Annotated in this window: 16 protein-coding genes and 1 other RNA gene; 14 read left to right on the top strand and 3 right to left on the bottom strand. The window is 59.7% G+C overall.

The annotated features are described in order from the left end of the window. The 8 genes from smc (at position 1) to C4J85_RS19690 (ending at position 11,541) form a co-directional block, all read left to right on the top strand. Positions 1 to 3,489: a chromosome segregation protein SMC gene (gene smc / locus C4J85_RS19725; RefSeq protein WP_124410535.1), complete on the top strand. Its 3,489-nt coding sequence runs from the start codon at positions 1 to 3 to the stop codon at positions 3,487 to 3,489. Positions 3,490 to 3,747: 258 nt separating this feature from the next. Next, the gene (gene zipA / locus C4J85_RS19720; protein ID WP_124367939.1) at positions 3,748 to 4,611 is read left to right on the top strand and encodes a cell division protein ZipA; all 864 of its coding nucleotides are present in this window, start codon (positions 3,748 to 3,750) and stop codon (positions 4,609 to 4,611) included. Between the two features lie 87 nt (positions 4,612 to 4,698). Continuing rightward, positions 4,699 to 7,056 carry an NAD-dependent DNA ligase LigA gene (ligA, locus tag C4J85_RS19715; protein WP_124410534.1) on the top strand — a complete coding sequence of 786 codons (2,358 nt, stop codon included), beginning with the start codon at positions 4,699 to 4,701 and terminating at the stop codon, positions 7,054 to 7,056. Positions 7,057 to 7,218: 162 nt separating this feature from the next. Then, the gene (locus C4J85_RS19710; protein ID WP_124410533.1) at positions 7,219 to 8,385 is read left to right on the top strand and encodes a putative zinc-binding metallopeptidase; all 1,167 of its coding nucleotides are present in this window, start codon (positions 7,219 to 7,221) and stop codon (positions 8,383 to 8,385) included. A 224-nt stretch (positions 8,386 to 8,609) separates the two neighbouring features. Further along, an RNA gene (ffs, locus tag C4J85_RS19705) (signal recognition particle sRNA small type) lies at positions 8,610 to 8,706 on the top strand. Between the two features lie 128 nt (positions 8,707 to 8,834). Beyond that, positions 8,835 to 9,269, top strand: coding sequence for a hypothetical protein (locus C4J85_RS19700; protein WP_124363906.1), 435 nt, complete (start codon positions 8,835 to 8,837; stop codon positions 9,267 to 9,269). A gap of 5 nt (positions 9,270 to 9,274) precedes the next feature. Continuing rightward, positions 9,275 to 9,550, top strand: a complete 276-nt coding sequence (locus C4J85_RS19695; RefSeq protein ID WP_124410532.1) for a hypothetical protein — start codon at positions 9,275 to 9,277, stop codon at positions 9,548 to 9,550. Positions 9,551 to 9,579: 29 nt separating this feature from the next. After that, positions 9,580 to 11,541: a hypothetical protein gene (locus tag C4J85_RS19690; RefSeq protein ID WP_124410531.1), complete on the top strand. Its 1,962-nt coding sequence runs from the start codon at positions 9,580 to 9,582 to the stop codon at positions 11,539 to 11,541. A gap of 10 nt (positions 11,542 to 11,551) precedes the next feature. Here the strand turns inward: C4J85_RS19690 and C4J85_RS19685 are convergent, their stop codons facing one another. Further along, complete coding sequence (locus C4J85_RS19685) at positions 11,552 to 12,277, bottom strand: retron system putative HNH endonuclease (RefSeq protein ID WP_124410530.1); 726 nt, start codon at positions 12,275 to 12,277, stop codon at positions 11,552 to 11,554. Continuing rightward, a complete protein-coding gene (locus C4J85_RS19680) occupies positions 12,274 to 13,650 on the bottom strand; it encodes an AAA family ATPase (RefSeq protein ID WP_305955163.1) in 1,377 nt (458 codons plus the stop codon). The genes C4J85_RS19685 and C4J85_RS19680 overlap by 4 nt, the downstream gene beginning before the upstream one ends. 336 nt (positions 13,651 to 13,986) lie before the next feature. Between C4J85_RS19680 and C4J85_RS19675 the strand changes: the two genes are divergently transcribed. From C4J85_RS19675 to recR, 6 genes are all read left to right on the top strand, one after another. Further along, entirely contained in the window at positions 13,987 to 15,033 is a 1,047-nt protein-coding gene (locus tag C4J85_RS19675) for an N-acetylmuramidase family protein (protein WP_124367935.1), read from the top strand. 1 nt (position 15,034) lies between these two features. Continuing rightward, positions 15,035 to 15,625: a hypothetical protein gene (locus tag C4J85_RS19670; RefSeq protein WP_124367934.1), complete on the top strand. Its 591-nt coding sequence runs from the start codon at positions 15,035 to 15,037 to the stop codon at positions 15,623 to 15,625. Between the two features lie 96 nt (positions 15,626 to 15,721). Next, positions 15,722 to 17,785, top strand: a complete 2,064-nt coding sequence (gene dnaX / locus C4J85_RS19665) for a DNA polymerase III subunit gamma/tau (protein WP_124410529.1) — start codon at positions 15,722 to 15,724, stop codon at positions 17,783 to 17,785. Positions 17,786 to 17,828: 43 nt separating this feature from the next. Then, the gene (locus C4J85_RS19660; RefSeq protein ID WP_124363899.1) at positions 17,829 to 18,167 is read left to right on the top strand and encodes a YbaB/EbfC family nucleoid-associated protein; all 339 of its coding nucleotides are present in this window, start codon (positions 17,829 to 17,831) and stop codon (positions 18,165 to 18,167) included. 133 nt (positions 18,168 to 18,300) lie between these two features. Continuing rightward, positions 18,301 to 19,335 carry an NADP-dependent oxidoreductase gene (locus tag C4J85_RS19655; RefSeq protein ID WP_124367932.1) on the top strand — a complete coding sequence of 345 codons (1,035 nt, stop codon included), beginning with the start codon at positions 18,301 to 18,303 and terminating at the stop codon, positions 19,333 to 19,335. 66 nt (positions 19,336 to 19,401) lie between these two features. Continuing rightward, on the top strand, positions 19,402 to 20,004 hold the full coding sequence (gene recR, locus C4J85_RS19650) for a recombination mediator RecR (RefSeq protein ID WP_124410528.1): 603 nt from the start codon (positions 19,402 to 19,404) through the stop codon (positions 20,002 to 20,004). A gap of 155 nt (positions 20,005 to 20,159) precedes the next feature. On the opposite strand, the gene C4J85_RS19645 is transcribed toward recR, so the two are convergent. Beyond that, positions 20,160 to 20,708: an adenine phosphoribosyltransferase gene (locus C4J85_RS19645; protein ID WP_124363896.1), complete on the bottom strand. Its 549-nt coding sequence runs from the start codon at positions 20,706 to 20,708 to the stop codon at positions 20,160 to 20,162. Positions 20,709 to 20,737: the final 29 nt, after the last annotated feature.

The raw sequence follows: 20,737 nt of genomic DNA, 5'->3' as shown, positions 1-20,737 counted from the left end.
GTGCGGCTCAAGTGCATCAAGTTGGCGGGGTTCAAATCCTTCGTCGACCCGACCACGGTGAACTTCCCCAGTAATATGGCGGCGGTGGTCGGGCCCAATGGCTGCGGCAAGTCGAACATCATCGACGCCGTCCGTTGGGTGATGGGCGAGAGCTCGGCGAAAAACCTGCGCGGCGAGTCGATGACCGACGTCATCTTCAACGGCTCCACCAGCCGCAAGCCGGTGAGCCAGGCCAGCATCGAACTGGTGTTCGACAACTCCGACGGTACCCTGGTCGGCGAGTACGCGGCCTACGCCGAAATCTCCATCCGCCGTAAAGTCACGCGCGACAGCCAGAACAGTTACTTCCTCAACGGCACCAAATGCCGTCGACGCGATATCACCGATATCTTCCTCGGCACAGGCCTGGGCCCGCGCAGCTACTCGATCATCGAACAGGGCATGATCTCCAAGCTGATCGAAGCCAAGCCCGAAGACCTGCGCAATTTCATCGAGGAAGCGGCCGGCATCTCCAAATACAAGGAGCGCCGCCGCGAGACCGAAAACCGCATCCGCCGCACCCATGAAAACCTCGCCCGCCTGACCGACCTGCGCGAAGAACTGGAGCGCCAGCTGGAGCGCCTGCACCGCCAGGCCCAGGCCGCCGAGAAGTATCAGGAATACAAGGCCGAAGAGCGCCAGCTCAAGGCCCAATTGTCGGCCCTGCGCTGGCAGGCGTTGAACGAACAGGTTGGCCAGCGCGAGGCGATCATCGGCACCCAGGAAGTCAGCTTCGAAGCGCTGGTGGCCGAGCAGCGCAACGCCGACGCCAGTATCGAACGCCTGCGGGACGGGCACCATGAGCTGTCCGAACGCTTCAATCTGGTGCAGGGGCGCTTCTATTCGGTGGGCGGCGACATTGCCCGGGTCGAACAGAGCATCCAGCACGGCCAGCAGCGTCTGCGCCAGTTGCAGGACGATCTGAAGGAAGCCGAACGCGCGCGCCTGGAGACTGAATCGCACCTGGGTCACGACCGCACCTTGCTGCTGACCCTGGGCGAAGAGCTGGACATGCTCACCCCCGAACAGGAAATCACCAGCGCCGCCGCCGAAGAAGCAGCGGCGGCGTTGGAAGAGGCCGAAACCAGCATGCACGGCTGGCAGGAGCAGTGGGACACGTTTAACCTCAAATCCGCCGAACCACGGCGTCAGGCCGAGGTGCAGCAGTCGCGTATCCAGCAACTGGAAACCAGCATGGAGCGTTTGGCCGAGCGTCAGCGCCGTCTGCAGGAAGAGCGCGTGTTGCTCGCCGCCGATCCGGAAGACGCGGCGATCCTGCAGTTGAGCGAGCAACTGGCCGAAAGCGAAATGACCCTGGAAGAGCTCGAGGCCAGCGAAGCGCAGCAAGTGGAACGCCTTGAGCAATTGCGCCAGCAACTGCACACCGCAACCCAGGCGCAGCAGCAGGCCCAGGGCGATCTGCAGCGGCTCAACGGGCGGCTGGCATCGCTCGAAGCCTTGCAGCAAGCCGCGCTGGACCCCGGCACCGGCACCGCCGAATGGCTGCGCGACCAGCACCTGGCCGAACGCCCGCGCCTGGCCGAGGGTTTGAAAGTAGAAGCCGGTTGGGAGCTGGCGGTGGAAACCGTGTTGGGCGCCGACCTGCAAGCGGTGCTGGTGGATGATTTTGGCGGCTTCGACCTGGCCGGTTTTGCCCAGGGTGACTTGCGCCTGCTCAGCCCGGCCGCCGATGGCACGCGCGTGCCGGGCAGCCTGCTGGACAAGGTCGAGGCGGCGATTGACCTGTCGCCGTGGCTGGGCCAGGTCAAACCCGTGGAGACCCTTGAGCAGGCCCTGGCCCAACGCGGCCAGTTAGCGGCCGGCGAAAGCCTGATCAGCCGCGACGGTTACTGGGTCGGCCGGCACTTTCTGCGCGTGCGCCGCGCCAGCGAAGCTGAAAGCGGCGTATTGGCCCGTGGTCAGGAAATCGTCAACCTGAGCGCCGAGCGTGAAGAGCGCGAAGCCACCTTGGAAAGCCTGGAAACCGAACTGCAAACCCTGCGCGCTACCCAGCGCCAGCAAGAGACCGGCCGCGAACACCTGCGCCGCCTGTTGCAGGACGAGGCGCGCCAGCAAGGCGAACTCAAAGCCCAGCTGTCGGCGAGCAAGGCCAAGGTCGAACAGTTGACCCTGCGCCGCTCCCGCCTGGACGAAGAAGTCGCCGAGATGGGCGAACAGCGCGCCCTGGAGCATGAACAGGTCGGCGAAGCGCGCCTGCACCTGCAGGAAGCCCTCGACAGCATGGCCCTGGACACCGAGCAGCGCGAACTGCTGCTGGCCCAGCGCGACAGCCTGCGCGAGCGCCTCGACCGCGTACGCCAGGAAGCCCGTCAGCACAAGGACCACGCCCACCAGTTGGCGGTGCGCCTGGGCTCGTTGCGTGCCCAACATGATTCCACGCGCCAGGCCCTCGAGCGCCTGGAGATGCAGTCGGAACGCCTCACTGAAAAGCGCGAGCAACTGAGCCTCAACCTGGAGGAGGGCGAAGCGCCCCTTGAAGAGCTGCGCCTCAAGCTTGAAGAACTGCTCGACAAACGCATGAGCGTCGACGAAGAACTCAAGACCGCGCAGATCGCCCTGGAAGACGCCGACCGCGAACTGCGCGACGCCGAAAAGCGCCGCACCGTCGCCGAGCAGCAGTCCCAGTTGATTCGCGGCCAGCTCGAACAACAGCGCATGGAATGGCAAGCGCTGACCGTGCGCCGCAAGACCTTGCAGGATCAACTGCTCGAAGACGGCTATGACCTGCACGGCGTGCTCAACACACTGACCGCCCAGGCCAACGAAAAAGACGCCGAAGAAGAACTTGAGCGGATTGCCGCGCGTATCCAGCGACTCGGTGCGATCAACCTCGCGGCCATCGATGAGTACCAGCAGCAGTCCGAGCGCAAGCGTTATCTGGATGCCCAGGACGCCGACCTGGTCGAAGCCCTCGACACCCTGGAAAACGTGATCCGCAAGATCGACAAGGAGACCCGCAACCGCTTCAAGGATACCTTTGATCAGATTAATGGCGGTTTACAGGCGTTATTCCCAAAAGTTTTCGGTGGTGGCAGCGCCTACTTGGAACTGACGGGCGAAGATCTACTCGATACAGGGGTAACGATCATGGCGCGGCCTCCGGGCAAGAAGAACAGCACCATCCATTTGTTGTCCGGCGGCGAAAAGGCCCTGACGGCGCTGGCGCTGGTATTTGCCATTTTCAAGCTGAACCCGGCACCGTTCTGCATGCTCGACGAAGTTGACGCACCGCTGGATGACGCTAACGTTGGACGCTACGCTCGGCTGGTCAAGGAGATGTCCCAGACCGTGCAGTTCATCTATATCACCCACAACAAGATCGCCATGGAAATGGCCGATCAGTTGATGGGCGTGACGATGCACGAGCCAGGCTGTTCGCGTTTGGTGGCGGTGGATGTGGAAGAAGCGATGAAGATGGTGGAATCCTGAGATCAGTCAGGAAGGAATTTTTACGGCACGCTGTAGGGCGATTTACCGGGTTGGCAAAAGTGGCAAATGGACATATTTGTTCAAGGCATTTTGACAGACGGTGTAAAGTTATCTTTGGTCGTGCTAGTTTAATGTCAATTTTTCGTATGCGTGGGCAAAACGTCAGTCAGAACATAGAGTTGGCGCCACGTTTTAAAGCGGTTTGCACGGTGCTAAACCCCTTATTTTTCAGCATTTTTTATAGAGGCACGGGATTACATGGAAATCGGTCTGCGCGAGTGGCTGATCGTCATCGGCATCATTGTCATTGCCGGTATTCTTTTTGATGGCTGGCGCCGCATGCGCGGTGGCAAGGGCAAGCTTAAATTCCGCCTGGACCGGAACCTGTCCAACTTGCCCGACGACGACGGCAGCGCCGAGTTGCTGGGGCCTCCCCGTGTGCTGGACACCCACAAGGAACCGCAACTGGACGAGCACGACCTGCCGTCGATGAGCGCGCCGGTGCGTGAAGCCCGTGAGCCGTCGTCCAAGCGTGGCAAGCGCGGCAGTGCTGGCGTGGCCGAGCCGCATCAGGGCGACTTGAACCTCGATGTCGACGAAGGCCCGAGCTTCAGCAGCCGCGACGATGACTTCCCGGATGAAAACGCCGGCAAGAACGCCCCGCGCCAATCGGTCAACGATCAGCCGGCCGCCGAAGAAGTGCTGGTGATCAGTGTGATCTGCCGCGATGCCGGTGGCTTCAAAGGCCCGGCGCTGTTGCAGAATATCCTTGAAAGCGGCCTGCGCTTTGGCGAGATGGATATTTTCCACCGTCACGAAAGCATGGCGGGTAACGGCGAAGTGCTGTTCTCCATGGCCAACGCGGTCAAGCCGGGCACGTTCGACCTGGACGATATCGACCTGTTCAGCACCCCGGCGGTCAGTTTCTTCCTCGGCCTGCCAGGCCCGCGTCACCCGAAACAAGCGTTCGATGTGATGGTGGCTGCAGCGCGCAAGCTGTCCCAGGAACTGAACGGCGAGCTCAAGGACGACCAGCGCAGCGTGCTCACCGCCCAGACTATCGAGCATTACCGTCAGCGCATCGTCGAGTTCGAGCGTCGCGCCCTGACACAGAAACGCTGAGGATTGCGCTTCGGCGTTGTCAGTAGAATAAGCGCACTAACATATTGAGCAGCTTCGGCTGCTCTTTTGCTTTATGAGAGAACACCCATGACCGCCGCCCATACCCGCATCCTTGAACTGCGCGCTGAACTGGATCAGCACAACTACCGCTACCACGTCCTCGACGAGCCGAGCATTCCGGACGTCGAGTACGACCGCTTGTTCCATGAGCTCAAGGCCCTGGAGGCCGAGCATCCGGAACTGGTGACGCGTGATTCGCCGACGCAGCGGGTCGGCAGTGCGGCGCTGTCGGCGTTCACCCAAGTCAGGCATGAGATCCCGATGCTCAGCCTGGGCAACGCCTTCGATGAAGCGACCATGCTCGAATTCGATCGGCGGGTGACCGAGGGGCTGGACCTGCCGGCCGGTGACCTGTTCGCCAGCGTCGAATACAGCTGCGAGCCGAAGCTGGACGGCCTGGCGGTCAGCCTGCTGTATCAGGACGGCGAGTTGGTACGCGGCGCGACCCGAGGCGACGGCACCACCGGCGAAGACATCAGCGTCAATGTGCGCACCGTGCGTAACATCCCGTTGAAGCTGCACGGCAGCGGCTGGCCGGCCACCCTGGAGGTACGCGGTGAAGTGTTCATGTCCAAGGCCGGGTTCGAACGCCTGAATGCCTCACAACTGGAGGTTGGCGGCAAAACCTTCGCCAACCCGCGCAATGCGGCCGCCGGCAGCCTGCGCCAACTGGATTCGAAGATCACCGCCAGCCGCCCGCTGGAATTCTGCTGCTATGGCATCGGCCAGGTGACGGCGGATATCAGTGACACCCATATCGGTAACCTCAAGCAGTTGCAGAAGTGGGGCATGCCGATCAGTCATGAACTGAAACTGGCCAAGGGCATTCAGGAATGCCTGGACTACTACCGCGACATCGGCGCGCGGCGTAACAGCCTGTCGTATGAAATCGACGGCGTGGTGTTCAAGGTCAACAGCATCGCCTCCCAGCGTGAACTGGGCTTCCGCGCCCGCGAGCCGCGCTGGGCCATTGCGCATAAATTCCCGGCCATGGAAGAGCTGACCGAGTTGCTCGACGTGGAATTCCAGGTCGGCCGCACCGGTGCCGTCACGCCCGTGGCGCGTTTGAAGCCGGTCAAGGTCGCGGGTGTGACCGTGTCCAACGCCACCCTGCACAACATGGACGAAGTGGCGCGCCTGGGCCTGATGATCGGCGATACAGTAATCATCCGCCGCGCCGGGGATGTGATCCCGCAGGTGGTGTCGGTGGTGGCCGAGCGTCGCCCGGAGCACGCACGCGCCGTGCAGATCCCCGAGCACTGCCCGGTATGCGGTTCCCATGTGGAGCGCACGCAGCTGGTCAAGCGCAGCAAGGGCAAGGAAACCGTCAGCGAAGGCGCGGTGTACCGCTGCGTCGGGCGCCTGGCCTGTGGCGCGCAGCTCAAGCAGGCGATCATTCATTTCGTCTCGCGCCGCGCCATGGACATCGACGGCCTGGGCGACAAGACCATCGAGCAACTGGTGGATGAAAAACTCATCGGCTCGCCCGCCGACCTCTACAAGCTCAAGTACGAGCAGATCATCGACCTGGAAGGTTTTGCCGATATTTCCAGCAAGAAGCTGATCGCCGCCATCGAAAACAGCAAGACGCCGACCCTGGCGCGGTTTATCTACGCCCTGGGTATTCCCGATGTGGGCGAGGAGACCGCCAAGGTGCTGGCGCGCTCCCTGGCCTCCCTCGAGCGTGTGCAGAAGGCATTGCCGGAAGTGCTGACATACTTGCCGGACGTGGGCCTGGAAGTGGCGCACGAGATCCATAGCTTCTTTGAAGACAGCCATAACCAGGACGTGATCGGCGCGCTGCTTTCGCCCGATGAATGCGCCCTGCAATTGCAGGAGCAGGGCGACCTGAGCGCCGAATTCGCCGCCAGCACCACCCTGGGCGGCCTGCTCGACAAGCTGCACGTGCCCTCCGTGGGGCCGGGCGCGGCGCAAAAGCTGGCGGATAAGTTCGGCAGCCTCGAAGGCGTGATCAAGGCCGACTGGCTGGACATGCGCCAGGCACTGCCCGAGAAACAGGCCAAGGCCGTGCGTGAGTTTTTCGACAATCCGGACAACGCCCGCCACGCCCTGGCCATCGAGCAGCAGCTCAAAGACTTCGGCATGCACTGGCAGAGCGAGAAGAAGGTCGTCGAAGGCCTGCCGGAAGCCGGGCACACCTGGGTGCTCACCGGCTCCCTGGAGTTGATGAGCCGCGACGTGGCCAAGGACAAGCTGGAAAGCCTCGGCGCCAAGGTGGCCGGTTCCGTTTCGGCCAAGACCCATTGCGTGGTGGCCGGCCCCGGCGCTGGTTCCAAGTTGGCCAAAGCCAGCGAACTGGGGCTTAAAGTGCTGGACGAGGAGGCCTTCGTCGCGTTCCTGGCCGGGCACAATATCCCCGTATGACGATCGTTCCCACGCTCCGCGTGGGAATGCCACCCCGGACGCTCCGCGTCTGCTCTTCCAAGGCATGACGCGGAGCGTCACCGTATGCATTCCCACGCTGAGCGTGGGAACGATCCTGCGAGGGAAATGATCTAGTCTCAGTCATCCCAGGGAAAGATCGCCATGTTCCGCTACTTCGACCAGCTCAGCTCGCGTATCGCTGCACCGTTCATGGCCGGATCTTCGCGTAACAGCAAGGTATGGCAATGCCGCTGCGGCCAGTCGTTGTTCTTTCGCAACAGCCAATGCCTGGCCTGCTCGGCGCTGCTGGGCTATCACCCCTGGCAAAGTCGCCTGTCCTCACTGCAGCCCGGCCCCGCAGTCGGCACTTGGCTCATGGACGACAACCTCGACGCCGGCGCCTTTCGCCGGTGCGCCAACCTCGAGACCCCGGCCGCCTGCAACTGGCTGATCCCGGCGCATAGCACGTTGCCCTTATGCGTGGCCTGCAGCCTGAACCGCACCATCCCCGACTTATCCGTCCCGGAAAACCCCGAGCGCTGGCGCAAGGTGGAAACCGCCAAGCGTCGACTGGTGGCGCAACTGATCAGCCTGGGCCTGCAGGTGGTGCCCAAACGCGTCGACGAAGACACCGGCCTGGCGTTCGACTTCGTCGGCGTCGACCTGCAAGGCAATGCGCCCACCACCGGTCACGCCAACGGCCTGATCACCCTTGATATCAAGGAAGCCGACGACGCCCATCGGGAAAAGATCCGCGTGCAGATGCGCGAGCCCTACCGCACGTTGCTCGGGCACTTTCGCCATGAGGTCGGCCACTATTACTGGGATCGCCTGATCGCAGGCAGCCACTGGCTTGAGCCGTTTCGCAGGCTGTTCGGCGACGAACGCGCCAGTTACGCCGACGCCCTCGACCAGCACTACCAGAACGGGCCCCGCCCGGACTGGCAGCAAAACTGCGTCAGCGCCTACGCGACCATGCACCCTTGGGAAGATTGGGCCGAAACCTGGGCGCATTACCTGCACATGATGGACGCGGTCGACACCGCCTTGGGCTTCGGCATGAGCGCCCGCGAGATGGACCTGGATTACCAGCCGTTCCCCCTGACCACGCTGTACGACCCCGAGCACCCTGGCGGTGCGGCGTTCCTCTCCTTCGTCAACGCCTGGATCGAACTGGCCGGCATGCTCAACGAATTGTCGCGCAGCATGGGCCAGCCGGACTTTTACCCCTTCGTGCTGCCGCCAGCGGTGATCGCCAAGCTGCACTTCATCCACCTGGTAATCCAGGAAGAGGGCGGCAGGGCCGATGAGGTCCTACAGGCACAATGATAAAAAAATGTGGGAGGGGGCTTGCCCCCGATGACGGAGTGTCAGTCTACTCATCAGTGGCTGACCCACCGCCATCGGGAGCAAGCCCCCTCCCACATTGGATAGCGTCATTGTTGAAGGCCATGGCAAGTACTTGAAGCTTCTCATTTTTTACGGTTGTAACTTCCGATGAGATCGGTACAATGGCCCCGCTTGCCGAGAGGCGAGCGTCGTTATGGTGACCCCATCGGTCCCCCCGCAACGATTACCCGTGAACCTGGTCAGAGCCGGAAGGCAGCAGCCACAGCGGGAACATTGTGTGCCGGGGTGTGGCTGGTGGGGTTGCCTCCATAACGCCCCCTTCTGCTGTTCCTTTTCACTATCAAATCTGAAAATGCTTTAAAGCCATCTGCCATCTCGCAGTCCATGGCGGCATACTCTATTGCCTGGAATTTTTGGAGATAGCACGCGTGGAAAAAGTGGACGACCTCACTCGCGAAAAATTGCGGGATTGGCAGATGCGGCGCTTGGAAATCAAGGATCGTATTCAATCGTACCCTGAGCAGACTCTTGAATTATCGAAGGTGCTCGATCTCATGGACGATGAGCACGCAGAGATTCTCAGTCGGGCAGAAATAATCCGAACCGCAAAATCGGCTCCTGACGTCGCTATTGCCGGCGAGGAGATACAGCCTCCTTTGCAAACCGCCTACACGGTGGAGCTGAAGGTATCTGCATGCAGCGCTCAGGATTTACGCAGACTGCTCGACGTCGCTTTCTACGAATTGCAACAGCAGCTTGAGGCGAAGAAGACATTGGTAGCCAATGATCGACGGCGATACGGGGGCGGCATGTCGGGCACATTAGGCGACTATAACTTTGAGCTAAGCATCGGAGGGGAATAACCGCGATGGCTGATTCGTTTGTCCCAAAGGTGCCGGACTGGATGGATGCTCGGACCCTGGCAGAGCATCTTGTGCCTCTCCTTGAATATTACGACGTGAAATGGCGAGGACACGGTTTTATTTATGTCAACCATGAAAGCTACAATATCGTCACCGCCCAACAGATTTTGGCGGACTTGAGTACTGATCTAGGCGTATCGGTACACGAAGTACATTCCAGACTAATTGCATTGGGGTGGCTTAACGATGTCCGCTACATCGTAGTGAATGAGCAGAACTGACCGCACAATGCGCCTGACCGTGAGGAAGTATGCAACCGGAACATTTCGATTTATCCAGCCCGGTCTTTTTGCCTGTCACGGAAGAAACCTGTGCAGCCCTGCTGGGTTCCGAAAGCGCTAATGTATTGGCTAGGCTGACGGACCCGGAGCTGGCCGCGGTGCTGGTCATCCAGAATTTGGCACAGGCTCCGGAGAAGGAGCTGACCTGTACTGGCGCTGAGCGCATCCTGGCCAAATTGATCGGCTGGGCGGTAGACACTTCCACCTCCAGCGCGCCGACGTTGCTATCCGAAGCCCAGCGACTATTTGATCCTCGCAAATTGTATTTCGGCCTCAATGTCATCAAAAACTTGAAGCTGCGCCTGCTTCTGGCTGAAGAAATCGCGGCGCGTGATTATTTGCTACCCACTGGCAAATGGGATTTTGATTACAAGGTCCGCCATTTGCGCGGTAATGACCCCTTCAGCCAGCAGATGATTACACCCAAACACCGTGAGCACTGGCTCAGTCCGGCCCAAGACAAACTGGTGCGAACCTTTCGCGCGAATTTGAATGAAGACTTGCACGTTCAGGGGTACGCAGGGATCGGTAAAAGCCACTTGCTTGGAGCGTTAATGGAGTGCCTGCGCCCTGAAAAAACTTTGGTACTGGCGCGCACTGGCGCAAAACTGGCGACACTGCACGAGCGTATGGGCTTGGCACCGGACAGCAAGACCGGATCGACATTTGCTGCTTTTGCCAAGGCGCTGTTGCATGGTTCACGGCCAGTCGACGTTAGCCCGTCGCTTAAGTCTCCCAGCAAGCAAGCCGTGGCAGAGGCCTTGGATATCCACGGTTGGCGTAGTCATGATGGCCAAACGACTCTCGACGTTTGTCTGAAGGTACTCGAAAACTACTGTCAATCCGGACATCACAGCCTATCCAGCCGGCATTTCCCTCACTTCAAGCAGCCCTTGTCCAGCATGGATGCCCGAGTTTTATTGGAGTATTCAAGTCGCGTGTGGGCCTACCTTGATCGTAATACGCAATGGGCCTCCCAGACTGACTTCCCAGCATTGCTTCTGATAAAGCGCGCCTGTCTGGCTGGCTGCGCAGTGCCACCCCGGTATACCCATGTGCTGATTGATGAAAGCCAGGATATTCCTTCCTCCTTATTGCAGATCATCGAGCGCGGCCGCCAGGTTTTGATCACGCTGGGTGACGAATATCAGTTGGCCAAAGGAGAGATAGTCAGAAGAAAGCGTGAAGTTCGGCACTGTGATATCAGCTACTCCGTGCGTTCGGGTCGCAATGTGGAGCGTTTGGTCAACCCGTTGATCAGTGTGCATTCGGAGAAGAGCAAGATCCCCTTCGAGGGGGCTCGCGATGCCGATGTCGGCATCGAACATTACCCACAGGGTTTTGTGCCGCCAGAAGGTTGCGTGGTGTTGACGGCCTCCCACTGGGACACAATGAAATGGGCCATTCAACTGCATCAGGCCAACTGTCCGTTCGGGTTCCCTGACAGAAGAACGCAGCAGGATCTTGCAAGCTTCATGACCAGCGTCGTGGCGCTATTCAAACCGGACTTTTACAGCTCCGAGCACGACACCAAGGGCCTGCATGCTCATTTTAATGACATGGACGACTGGCAGCAGGTACGCAAAGCAAGTCAGTTCGATGAATCGTTTCTATGGATCGAGAACGAATTGGAAAGCGGTTTCAACGCCGCTGATATCACGCGCTTGAACCGCCTCAACGGTCATTCCGGCCAACACTGCATGCTGATGCTAGCTCAAGACGCCGGTGGCATGGAGTTCGACCGGGTGCTGCTTACTCCCGAGTTGTTGACCAATGTGAAGTTCAAGGATGCCTATGCATTCGATCAGCGACTCTGTGAGGTATACATCGCGATTTCCCGTGCCAGGGTGCAGCTATATCTGCCCTATGATGTCGTTGAGTGGATTGACTACCACAAGCAACAGAAAGCCCGTGAATTGCATGGCTTTTGAATGCCTTGTACTAATTGAAGTCAACGGAATTCTGGTCCAGGACCTCCTCTGCAATTTCTCCGAAAAATATCCTCGTGAGGCTGAAGAAAGGGCTTAGCTGTTTGCCGCGAGGAATGAGGTCTATACCTGCAAAGCAATGTAGGCTCATGTCTTGATCAATATGATTCTCGAACAACAACTGCAATTCGTCCCACCATTGCTGACGCAGATTCTGAAGGAAGGGGCTATTCAAATTGAGCAGACCGATGCTGTATAAAGCTCGGTCTTCGTCCTGCGCGGATAACTTATCGGCGGGCACTATGCGGCCATCGGACAGATAAGAGAAAAAACGGCTGCAGTCGGGTTGATGGCAGGAGACAAAGCGGTTGATATCAACGGCATCCGATTTTCCGAGGGCGTGTCCGCCGAAGACCTCTGATGCCCGTCCCTTGAATGCATGTAAATCGGTCTCACTGTCCAGGGCGGAAGCGGCGAGATTGCTATAGTCAAAAGTACGCTGAGGGTTCTGACTCTTGTTTTCGACGTGTTCTATATGAAAACCCAGGCCGATCTGGTCGGGTCGAATCTCGCTGTAGCAACACAGTCCATATTGCTCCTCCAGCAGGTAGTCTAGAACCTGTTGCTTATACCCAAACCCTGACCATCGACTGGCCGCCATTTTGGCAGAGGAAGGTGGATTTGCATGGGAGTGGTTCAATTGATAGGGACCATGGCCACGTTTGCGAACGGCCCTCATCTTTTAAGCGCTCTCTGCCGTTTGATGCTGCGCTGTAGACGCTGAAGCTGGGGGTGCTGGGGGCTCAATGCTTCTGTAAGCCGTTCCATCAATTCAATCGCAGGCTCTTCGTCATATCGCCCCTTGTCTACCCATTCGGTGAGTAGTAACAACTCAGGCTTTTCAATGACCGGCGGCTGAGGATCTACTTGCATTACGCTGTGCAGAACGCTGCTGCTCGGCTCCCCATAAGTCATCGCCAGGGGAGGCGAGGCGACCAGATTGCCTTGCACATCCTTGCCAATCACTCGAATGTTTTCGCGCCGCACTGTACTCAAAACTTGTGGGCTGTGTGTGGTAACAATGAATTGCATGGCCGGAAATGCCTCACGCAATGAACTCAGAATGGTTTGTTGCCAATGAGGGTGAAGGAACATGTCTACCTCATCGATTAAAGCGATGCCGTGTGTTTTCAAAGGGGCTTCAGCCTCCAGGTGCGGATTCAGCTTGCAAGCCCGAAAGGCAAGGTCCGCAACCATAGCGATGGCGTTACGCAGGCCATCGCTCAGCATTTCCACAGGCAATATGCCTTGTTCGGGATGATGCATGATCAACTGTTGTTGATGGCTCTCGCTGTACTCCAGGCTGTGCCAACCGGTTGGAGCTTGAATCAATCGATCAATCGCCTCTTTAATCGATTTGATGATTTGTCCGAATCGGATGCCAAGTTCAGACAGCTGTGCGTTGCGTTCCAAGGCAACCACTTGAGCTTCCCGATAGCTGCGATAGATCCAGCTATACCATGCTGTAAAGGTTTTGAAGCTTGACGAATAAGAGAGGCAATTCAGATAGCCCGATGTCCTGGAGTACTCAGATTTATCCAGGGTGGTTTGGGCGGCAGCCGAGGTAAAGCGCCCCTCAAACCAGAGCCGAGAGGTTCCCAGATAAGTGACTAGCGGTAATACGACAGACTCATCACGGCGTACTTTTTCCTGAAGGAATTTGCCATATCCCGTCAGTGCTTTAGAACCGCTGCCTGCGAGCGTGTTGGTCGATTTTTTCAAGCTCGTGCGTTGTTGCAACCAATGACGTTCCGGTTTGCCATCACCCCACGGGCCCGACGCCTCGATAATACTGGGTATTTGGGACTCCATATTGTCGTTGGTAAGGCGGGCTAAGCGTACGTCATCGATTTGAATTGTCGCGGATTTCCCGGTCTGGCTACCGAGGTCAAAACCTTTCACAAACGGCCATAATGCAACCCGGGCGGCATCCAGAATGGTGGTTTTTCCGCCTCCGTTGGAAGCAATCAATACAGTCAGATGGGGGTCGAAGTCGATCTCGAACTCTCCAAAGCAGCGGTAATTCTGCACGCGCAGTTTGTCGAGCCTCACAGTCGTTTCTCCGATTTGATTATCTGACTAGGCATAGGGTCGTCCTTATGCATTCCGGGGTGGTACAGCATACTAGAGGGGAGAAGGAAAACGTTAAGTAAAGCCGGGTGGAGTAACCGTTTATGCTTGAATGTCTGCAGACTTTCTTTGGCCGTCAGATGGAACTGCCGCCGGTGACGGCCTCTATCGATAGCTGTCTCACAACTTTTCTATACCCCTCTGGACAACCTCAAGGCACCTTGTTAGCTTCCGCCGGCCACTTGTTTCAGAGTATGACAAGGGCGTGGACTTGATATCGAAGCGCAATCGCTTCTTTACCTCACAAGGATGTCTGTCATGAAAAGCCTGCAAGGGTTGCCTCGTCTTATCAGTGCCTCGGTCGGCGCGCCCGGTAAAGCTCGCAACTTGCCTGCCGATGTTCAGTGCATCCAGTATTTATTCAACCTGATCATCCCCAAAATGGGTTTCCCCCTGCCCGAAAACGGCAAATGCGACGGCCAGTTGGTGCAGTGCATCAGCCAGTACCAGTTCCGTCATCTCAAATATGCCCACCCCGATGGCGTCATCGACCCCACCGGGCGCACCTTCAACAGCTTGATCGAAGAGGCGGTGAAGGTGCCGGTGCAGGCCTTCCCGACCACGCGTATTCCGAGCTTTCTCAACGCGTTCGGCAATAACAATGCCGATGCGGTGCAGGCCACGGTCAATGTCTACCTCAACCAGGTGCGCGCGGTGATCGAGGCCGAACGGCGTAACCGGCAGCTGATGATGCAGGCCACCTGCGACGGCGGAACGACGCTGAGCGAAACGGACTTCCAGAACGCTGCCAAGCAACTGGGCAACGGTATCTCGGTGAATGTCATCAAGGCATTCGCCACCGTGGAGTCGGGCGGGAAGGTGGGCTTCGGGCCGGCCAAGTTGCCGATCATCGCCTTCGAAGGCCATCAATTTCGCAAATACACCAAGCACATCTACGACCAGGCGCACCCGCTGCTGTCGTACATCTACAAGAAAAAAGCCGGGCCGCAGTGGCAGGCCAACAACAAGGATCAGGTCAAGGCCTGGGAAACCATGGCCACTGCGTTCGCGCTGGACCAGGAAGCAGCGTTGATGTCGGCCTCGTGGGGCATGTTCCAGATCATGGGGTTCAATTTCGCGTCGTGCGGGTTCAAGACGGTATTTGAGTTCGTAGCGTCAATGAAAGTGAATGCCGGCAATCAGCTCAAGGCCTACCTGGCCCTTTGCGGCAAAAATACCGCGTTGATGAGTGCGATGAAAAACAAGGACTTTACCGCCATGGCCCGCAACTATAACGGTGAGGACTATGGCAACTACGACGTGCTGATGAAGCAGGCCTACGACCTACTGGAAGGGAAGAAATAAGATGATTCGTTTTCTGGCGGTAGGTGTGTTGTCGCTGTGCGCCGTGGTGCCGGCCCTGGCAGGCTCGGCCGCGTTGCATTCGGGTAAGTACGAAGGGCTGATGCTGGCAGTGACGCCGCAGCAGCAGGTCGAAGGGTTCTACTCGGAAAGCCTGGGCGAGGGCGTGACGCGGGGCTGCAGGTTTTTTCTGCAGGGCACGCCCGCGGCGCTGACCACCTGGCTCGATGTGGCGTATCCCGGCAGCGTGGCGGCAGCGTCCGACGGGGTGAGCCTGACCGTGGCGCAAGGCCGTCAGCACCCTGGTTGCATCAATGTGTTGATGCCAGAGATTGCGACGGGCCTGGAGTTGAGCCAGACCGCCAGGAAAAAATGGATCGGCCTGGTGACGGTGTCGGCCGACAAGGCTTACCTGTTGAAAGCCCCGGGTGCCAAAGCCGCCAAGCGACCCTACATCGTCAAGAATGATGTGGTGGGGGTGCTGGCCTTCAAGGACGGCTGGGCGCAGGTCGAGTTCATCAATGCCGATGACCGTTCGTTCACGGGCTGGATCAGCCAGGAGCAGTACGCACGGTTGGTGGCGCCGAAGATTTAAACCGGCGGGAGGCGACTTTATGAGCGTGCCGGATGCAATTTCCCCCCTGCTCCGCTAGCATTACCGGCTTCCGCTTCCCAGTTGCGACGGTTTTCGATGAGTTATCAGGTTCTTGCACGTAAATGGCGCCCGCGCTCGTTCCGCGAAATGGTCGGCCAGACCCATGTGCTCAAGGCTCTGATCAATGCCTTGGACAGCCAGCGGCTGCACCACGCCTACCTGTTCACCGGTACGCGCGGGGTGGGCAAGACCACGATTGCGCGCATCATCGCCAAATGCCTGAATTGTGAAACCGGTATCACATCGACCCCTTGCGGCACCTGTTCGGTGTGCCGCGAGATCGACGAAGGGCGTTTCGTCGACCTGATCGAGATCGACGCCGCCAGCCGCACCAAGGTCGAAGACACCCGCGAGCTGCTCGACAACGTGCAGTACGCGCCGAGCCGTGGCCGCTTCAAGGTCTACCTGATCGACGAAGTGCACATGCTGTCCAGCCATTCCTTCAACGCGCTGTTGAAAACCCTGGAAGAGCCGCCGCCCTACGTCAAATTCATCCTGGCCACCACCGACCCGCAGAAACTTCCTGCGACGATTTTGTCGCGGTGCCTGCAGTTCTCCCTGAAGAACATGACCCCTGAGCGGGTGGTCGAGCATTTGACCCACGTGCTGGGCGTCGAGAATGTACCGTTCGAAGACGACGCGCTGTGGCTGCTTGGCCGCGCTGCCGATGGCTCGATGCGTGATGCCATGAGCCTCACCGACCAGGCCATCGCCTTCGGAGAAGGCAAGGTCCTGGCCGCCGATGTGCGCGCCATGCTCGGCACGCTGGACCACGGCCAGGTGTTCGACGTGCTGCACGCGCTGATCGAGGGCGACGCCAAGGCGTTGCTCGAAGCCGTGCGCCACTTGTCCGAGCAGGGCCCGGACTGGAACGGTGTGCTCTCGGAAATCCTCAATGTGCTGCACCGCGTCGCCATCGCCCAGGCATTGCCTGAGGGTGTCGATAACGGCCATGGCGACCGCGACCGCGTGTTGGCGCTGGCCCAGGCGCTGCCGGCCGAAGATGTGCAGTTCTATTACCAGATGGGCCTGATCGGCCGCCGTGACCTGCCCCTGGCGCCGGACCCGCGAGGGGGCTTCGAGATGGTGCTGCTGCGGATGCTGGCCTTCCGGCCCGCCGACTCGGCGGATGCGCCGAGACAGCCGCTAAAGCCAGTGGGGATCAGCCAGGCCACAGTTGATTCCGCCAAACCAGTGGCTGGCGCGGCGGTGGTTGCGCCAGTAGTGGCTGCGCCCGCAGCGGTTCCCCAGCCTGTGGTTGCCGCCCCGGTGGCCGCGCCTGAAGCGGTTATCGAGCCAGAACCAGAGCCTGAGCCGCAAGTCGCCCCGGTGGTCGATCTGCCCTGGAATGACCCGGTTGAAGCGCCCGTCGAGCCCGAGCAACAGCCCGCCGTGGAGCCGGTGCTGGACACCACTGGTGAGCAGCCGGAATTGACGCCCATGCCCACGCCGACCCCGGACAGCGTGGTGCCGGATGCGCCGGAGTGGGTATCCGCGCCTGTGCCCGAGCCGACTGTCGCCCAGGTTGAGGCGGCCACCCCCGGCATCGACCTCGACGACGAACCGCCGCTGGACGAGGACTACATCGAGCCGGACATGGATTCGGCCTACAGCTACCTGGACGAACTTGCCAGCGAACACACCGCCGAGCCGGCCCCCGAGCCGGAGGCGGAGCCTGCCGCCGCCCCGGCCACCGGCCTGGCCCTGCAATGGCTGGAATTGTTTCCAAAATTGCCGATCTCCGGCATGACCGCCAGTATCGCGGCCAACTGCACGTTGATTAGCATCGACGGCGACCACTGGCTGCTGCACCTGGACCCGGCCCACAGCGCCTTGTTCAATGCCACTCAGCAGCGCCGGCTCAACGATGCGCTCAACCAGTACCATGGGCGCACGCTGACCATCGCCATCGAGTTGATCAAGCCCGAGCAGGAAACCCCGGCCCAGGCTGCGACGCGTCGGCGCCTGAACCGCCAGCGCGACGCCGAGGCGTCGATCCAGGCTGATCCGCTTATCCAACAAATGATGCAACAGTTCGGTGCGGTCGTCCGTCACGATACTATTGAACCTGTCGAAGCCCCGGCGCCCCAGGCGTCATGAACCGGGCGACTAATTTGATCCACGTACTTTTGAGGTAATTCCCATGATGAAAGGTGGCATGGCCGGCCTGATGAAGCAGGCGCAGCAGATGCAGGAAAAGATGGCCAAGATGCAGGAAGAACTGGCCAACGCCGAAGTCACCGGTAAAGCCGGTGGCGATATGGTCAGCGTGGTGATGACCGGTCGTCACGACATCAAGCGCGTCAGCATCGACCCCAGCCTGCTCGAGGGCGTCAGCGATGACGACCGCGAAGTGCTGGAAGACTTGTTCGCCGCTGCCGTCAACGACGCCGTGCGCAAGATCGAAGCCAACAGCCAGGAAAAAATGGGCGGCGTGACCGCTGGCATGCAACTGCCACCGGGTATGAAGCTGCCGTTCTGATTGACCGGCTTTGCGCTGCACCCGAATGCCAGGCCTCGTGCCTGGCATTTTTGTATGTGCCTATTGGATCTGAACCCTGGTGCAACAATCAGGGTCTGCACCCTATACGCATGCATTCGCTAAGGAGCCCCTGATGCCTCAAGAACCGACGCTCAACCAACGCATCGTCCTGGTTTCACGCCCTCAAGGCGCGCCGACCCCGGAAAATTTCCGCCTCGAACGGGTAACACTGCCAGAGCTGGAGGATGGCCAGGTGCTGCTCAAGACGCTCTACCTGTCCCTGGACCCCTACATGCGCGGACGCATGAGCGACGCGCCGTCCTACGCCGCGCCGGTGGAAATCGACGAGGTGATGACCGGTGGCGCTGTCAGCCGTGTCGAGCAGTCACGTCATCCGAAATTCGAAGTGGGCGACCTGGTCGTGGGCTCCACCGGCTGGCAAAGCCACAGCATCAGCGATGGTCGCAACCTGATGCCGGTGCCCAATGGCTTGGCGAGCCCGTCGATGGCCCTGGGTGTGCTGGGCATGCCAGGCATGACTGCCTACATGGGCCTGATGGACATCGGCCAGCCCAAGGCCGGTGAAACCCTGGTCGTGGCGGCTGCCTCCGGTGCGGTGGGCTCGGTGGTGGGCCAGGTCGCCAAGCTCAAGGGTTTGCGCGTAGTGGGGGTTGCTGGCGGTGCGGACAAGTGCCGCTACGTGGTGGATGAGCTGGGCTTTGATGCCTGTATCGACCACAAGGGCGCAGATTTTGCCAACGAGCTGGCGCAGGCCTGTTCCAGCGGCGTGGACATCTACTATGAAAACGTCGGTGGCAAGGTGTTCGATGCCGTGCTGCCGCTGCTCAACCCCAAGGCGCGGATTCCGCTCTGCGGGCTGATCGCCGGGTATAACGCCCATGAAGCGCCAAGCGGCCCGGATCGCCTGCCGGCGCTGCAACGCACCTTGCTGACCAAGCGGGTGCGCATTCAGGGCTTTATCGTGTTTGACGACTACGGTGATCGTCAACCCGAGTTCCTGAGCGCCATGGCGCCTTGGGTGCGCGATGGCAAGATCAAGTTCCGCGAAGACGTGGTCGACGGCCTGGAGCAGGCACCTGAAGCCTTTATCGGTTTGCTCGAGGGACGCAACTTCGGCAAGTTGGTGGTGCGCGTCGCACAGGATTGAGCATTTGACGCTAATCCGAGGCGCGGGTATAAACCGCGTCTCGTTGTTTTGTCGGACCCTTCGCCCATGAGCTTCAGCCCCCTGATTCGCCAACTGATCGACGCCCTGCGTACCTTGCCGGGCGTCGGCCAGAAAACCGCCCAGCGTATGGCGCTGCAATTGCTGGAGCGCGATCGCAGCGGCGGCACCCGTTTGGCCCAGGCCTTGAGCCAGGCCATGGAAGGCGTAGGCCACTGTCGCCAATGCCGCACCCTGACCGAAGAAGAACTCTGCCCGCAATGCGCCGACCCACGTCGCGACGACACGCTGCTGTGCGTAGTGGAAGGGCCGATGGATGTGTACGCGGTGGAGCAAACCGGTTACCGCGGGCGTTATTTCGTGCTCAAAGGCCATTTGTCGCCGCTCGATGGCCTGGGGCCGGAAGCCATCGGCATCCCGCAACTGATGGCGCGGATTGAAGAGCAGGGCACCTTCAGCGAAATCATCCTGGCGACCAACCCGACGGTGGAGGGCGAAGCCACGGCGCATTACATCGCCCAATTGCTGAGCAACAAAGGGTTGATCACCTCGCGTATCGCCCATGGTGTGCCCCTGGGTGGCGAACTTGAACTGGTCGACGGCGGCACCTTGGCGCACTCCTTCGCCGGTCGTAAGCCGATCGCCCTCTAACGACCACTGCAAACACCAGATGTGGGAGGGGGCTTGCTCCCGATAGCGGTGTATCAGCCAATGAATCTGTTGACTGACATATCGCCATCGGGAGCAAGCCCCCTCCCACAGTTTGATTGGTGAACACAGTGTGGGAGGGCCTGTCAGGGCACTACTTATCGCTCGGTCAGGGCAAACTGCGTCAGGCAAAACGTCGGGATGCCCATGTCTTCCAAGCGCTGCGACCCACCCAGCTCCGGCAAATCGATGATCGCCGCGGCTTCAAATATTTTTGCGCCCATGCGCCGCACCAGGTTCGCCGCAGCAATCAGGGTGCCGCCCGTGGCGATCAAGTCATCGAACATCAGCACCGAGTCACCTTCGCACAGGCTGTCGGCATGCACTTCAAGGAAGGCTTCGCCATATTCGGTCTGGTAACCCTCAGCCAGGACGTCGGCCGGCAGCTTGCCTTGCTTGCGGAACAGGATCAGTGGCTTGTTGAGCTGGTAGGCGATGATCGAGCCGATCAGGAAACCGCGCGCATCCATCGCGCCGATATGGCTGAAATCGGCTTCGACATAGCGTTGGGCAAAGCTGTCGGCGACCAGGCGCAGGGCACGGGGTGATTGGAACAATGGCGTGATGTCACGGAAGATTACCCCAGGCTTGGGGAAGTCGATGACGGGGCGGATCAGGGATTTGATGTCGAACGAATCGAAAGTCATCGTCGAAGAGTCCTGGGCGGAAAACGGAC

The organism is Pseudomonas sp. R4-34-07, assembly GCF_003852375.1.
Lineage (GTDB): Bacteria > Pseudomonadota > Gammaproteobacteria > Pseudomonadales > Pseudomonadaceae > Aquipseudomonas.
Note: the sequence above shows the minus strand (reverse complement) of the source record. Positions and strands in the feature narration are given on the sequence as shown.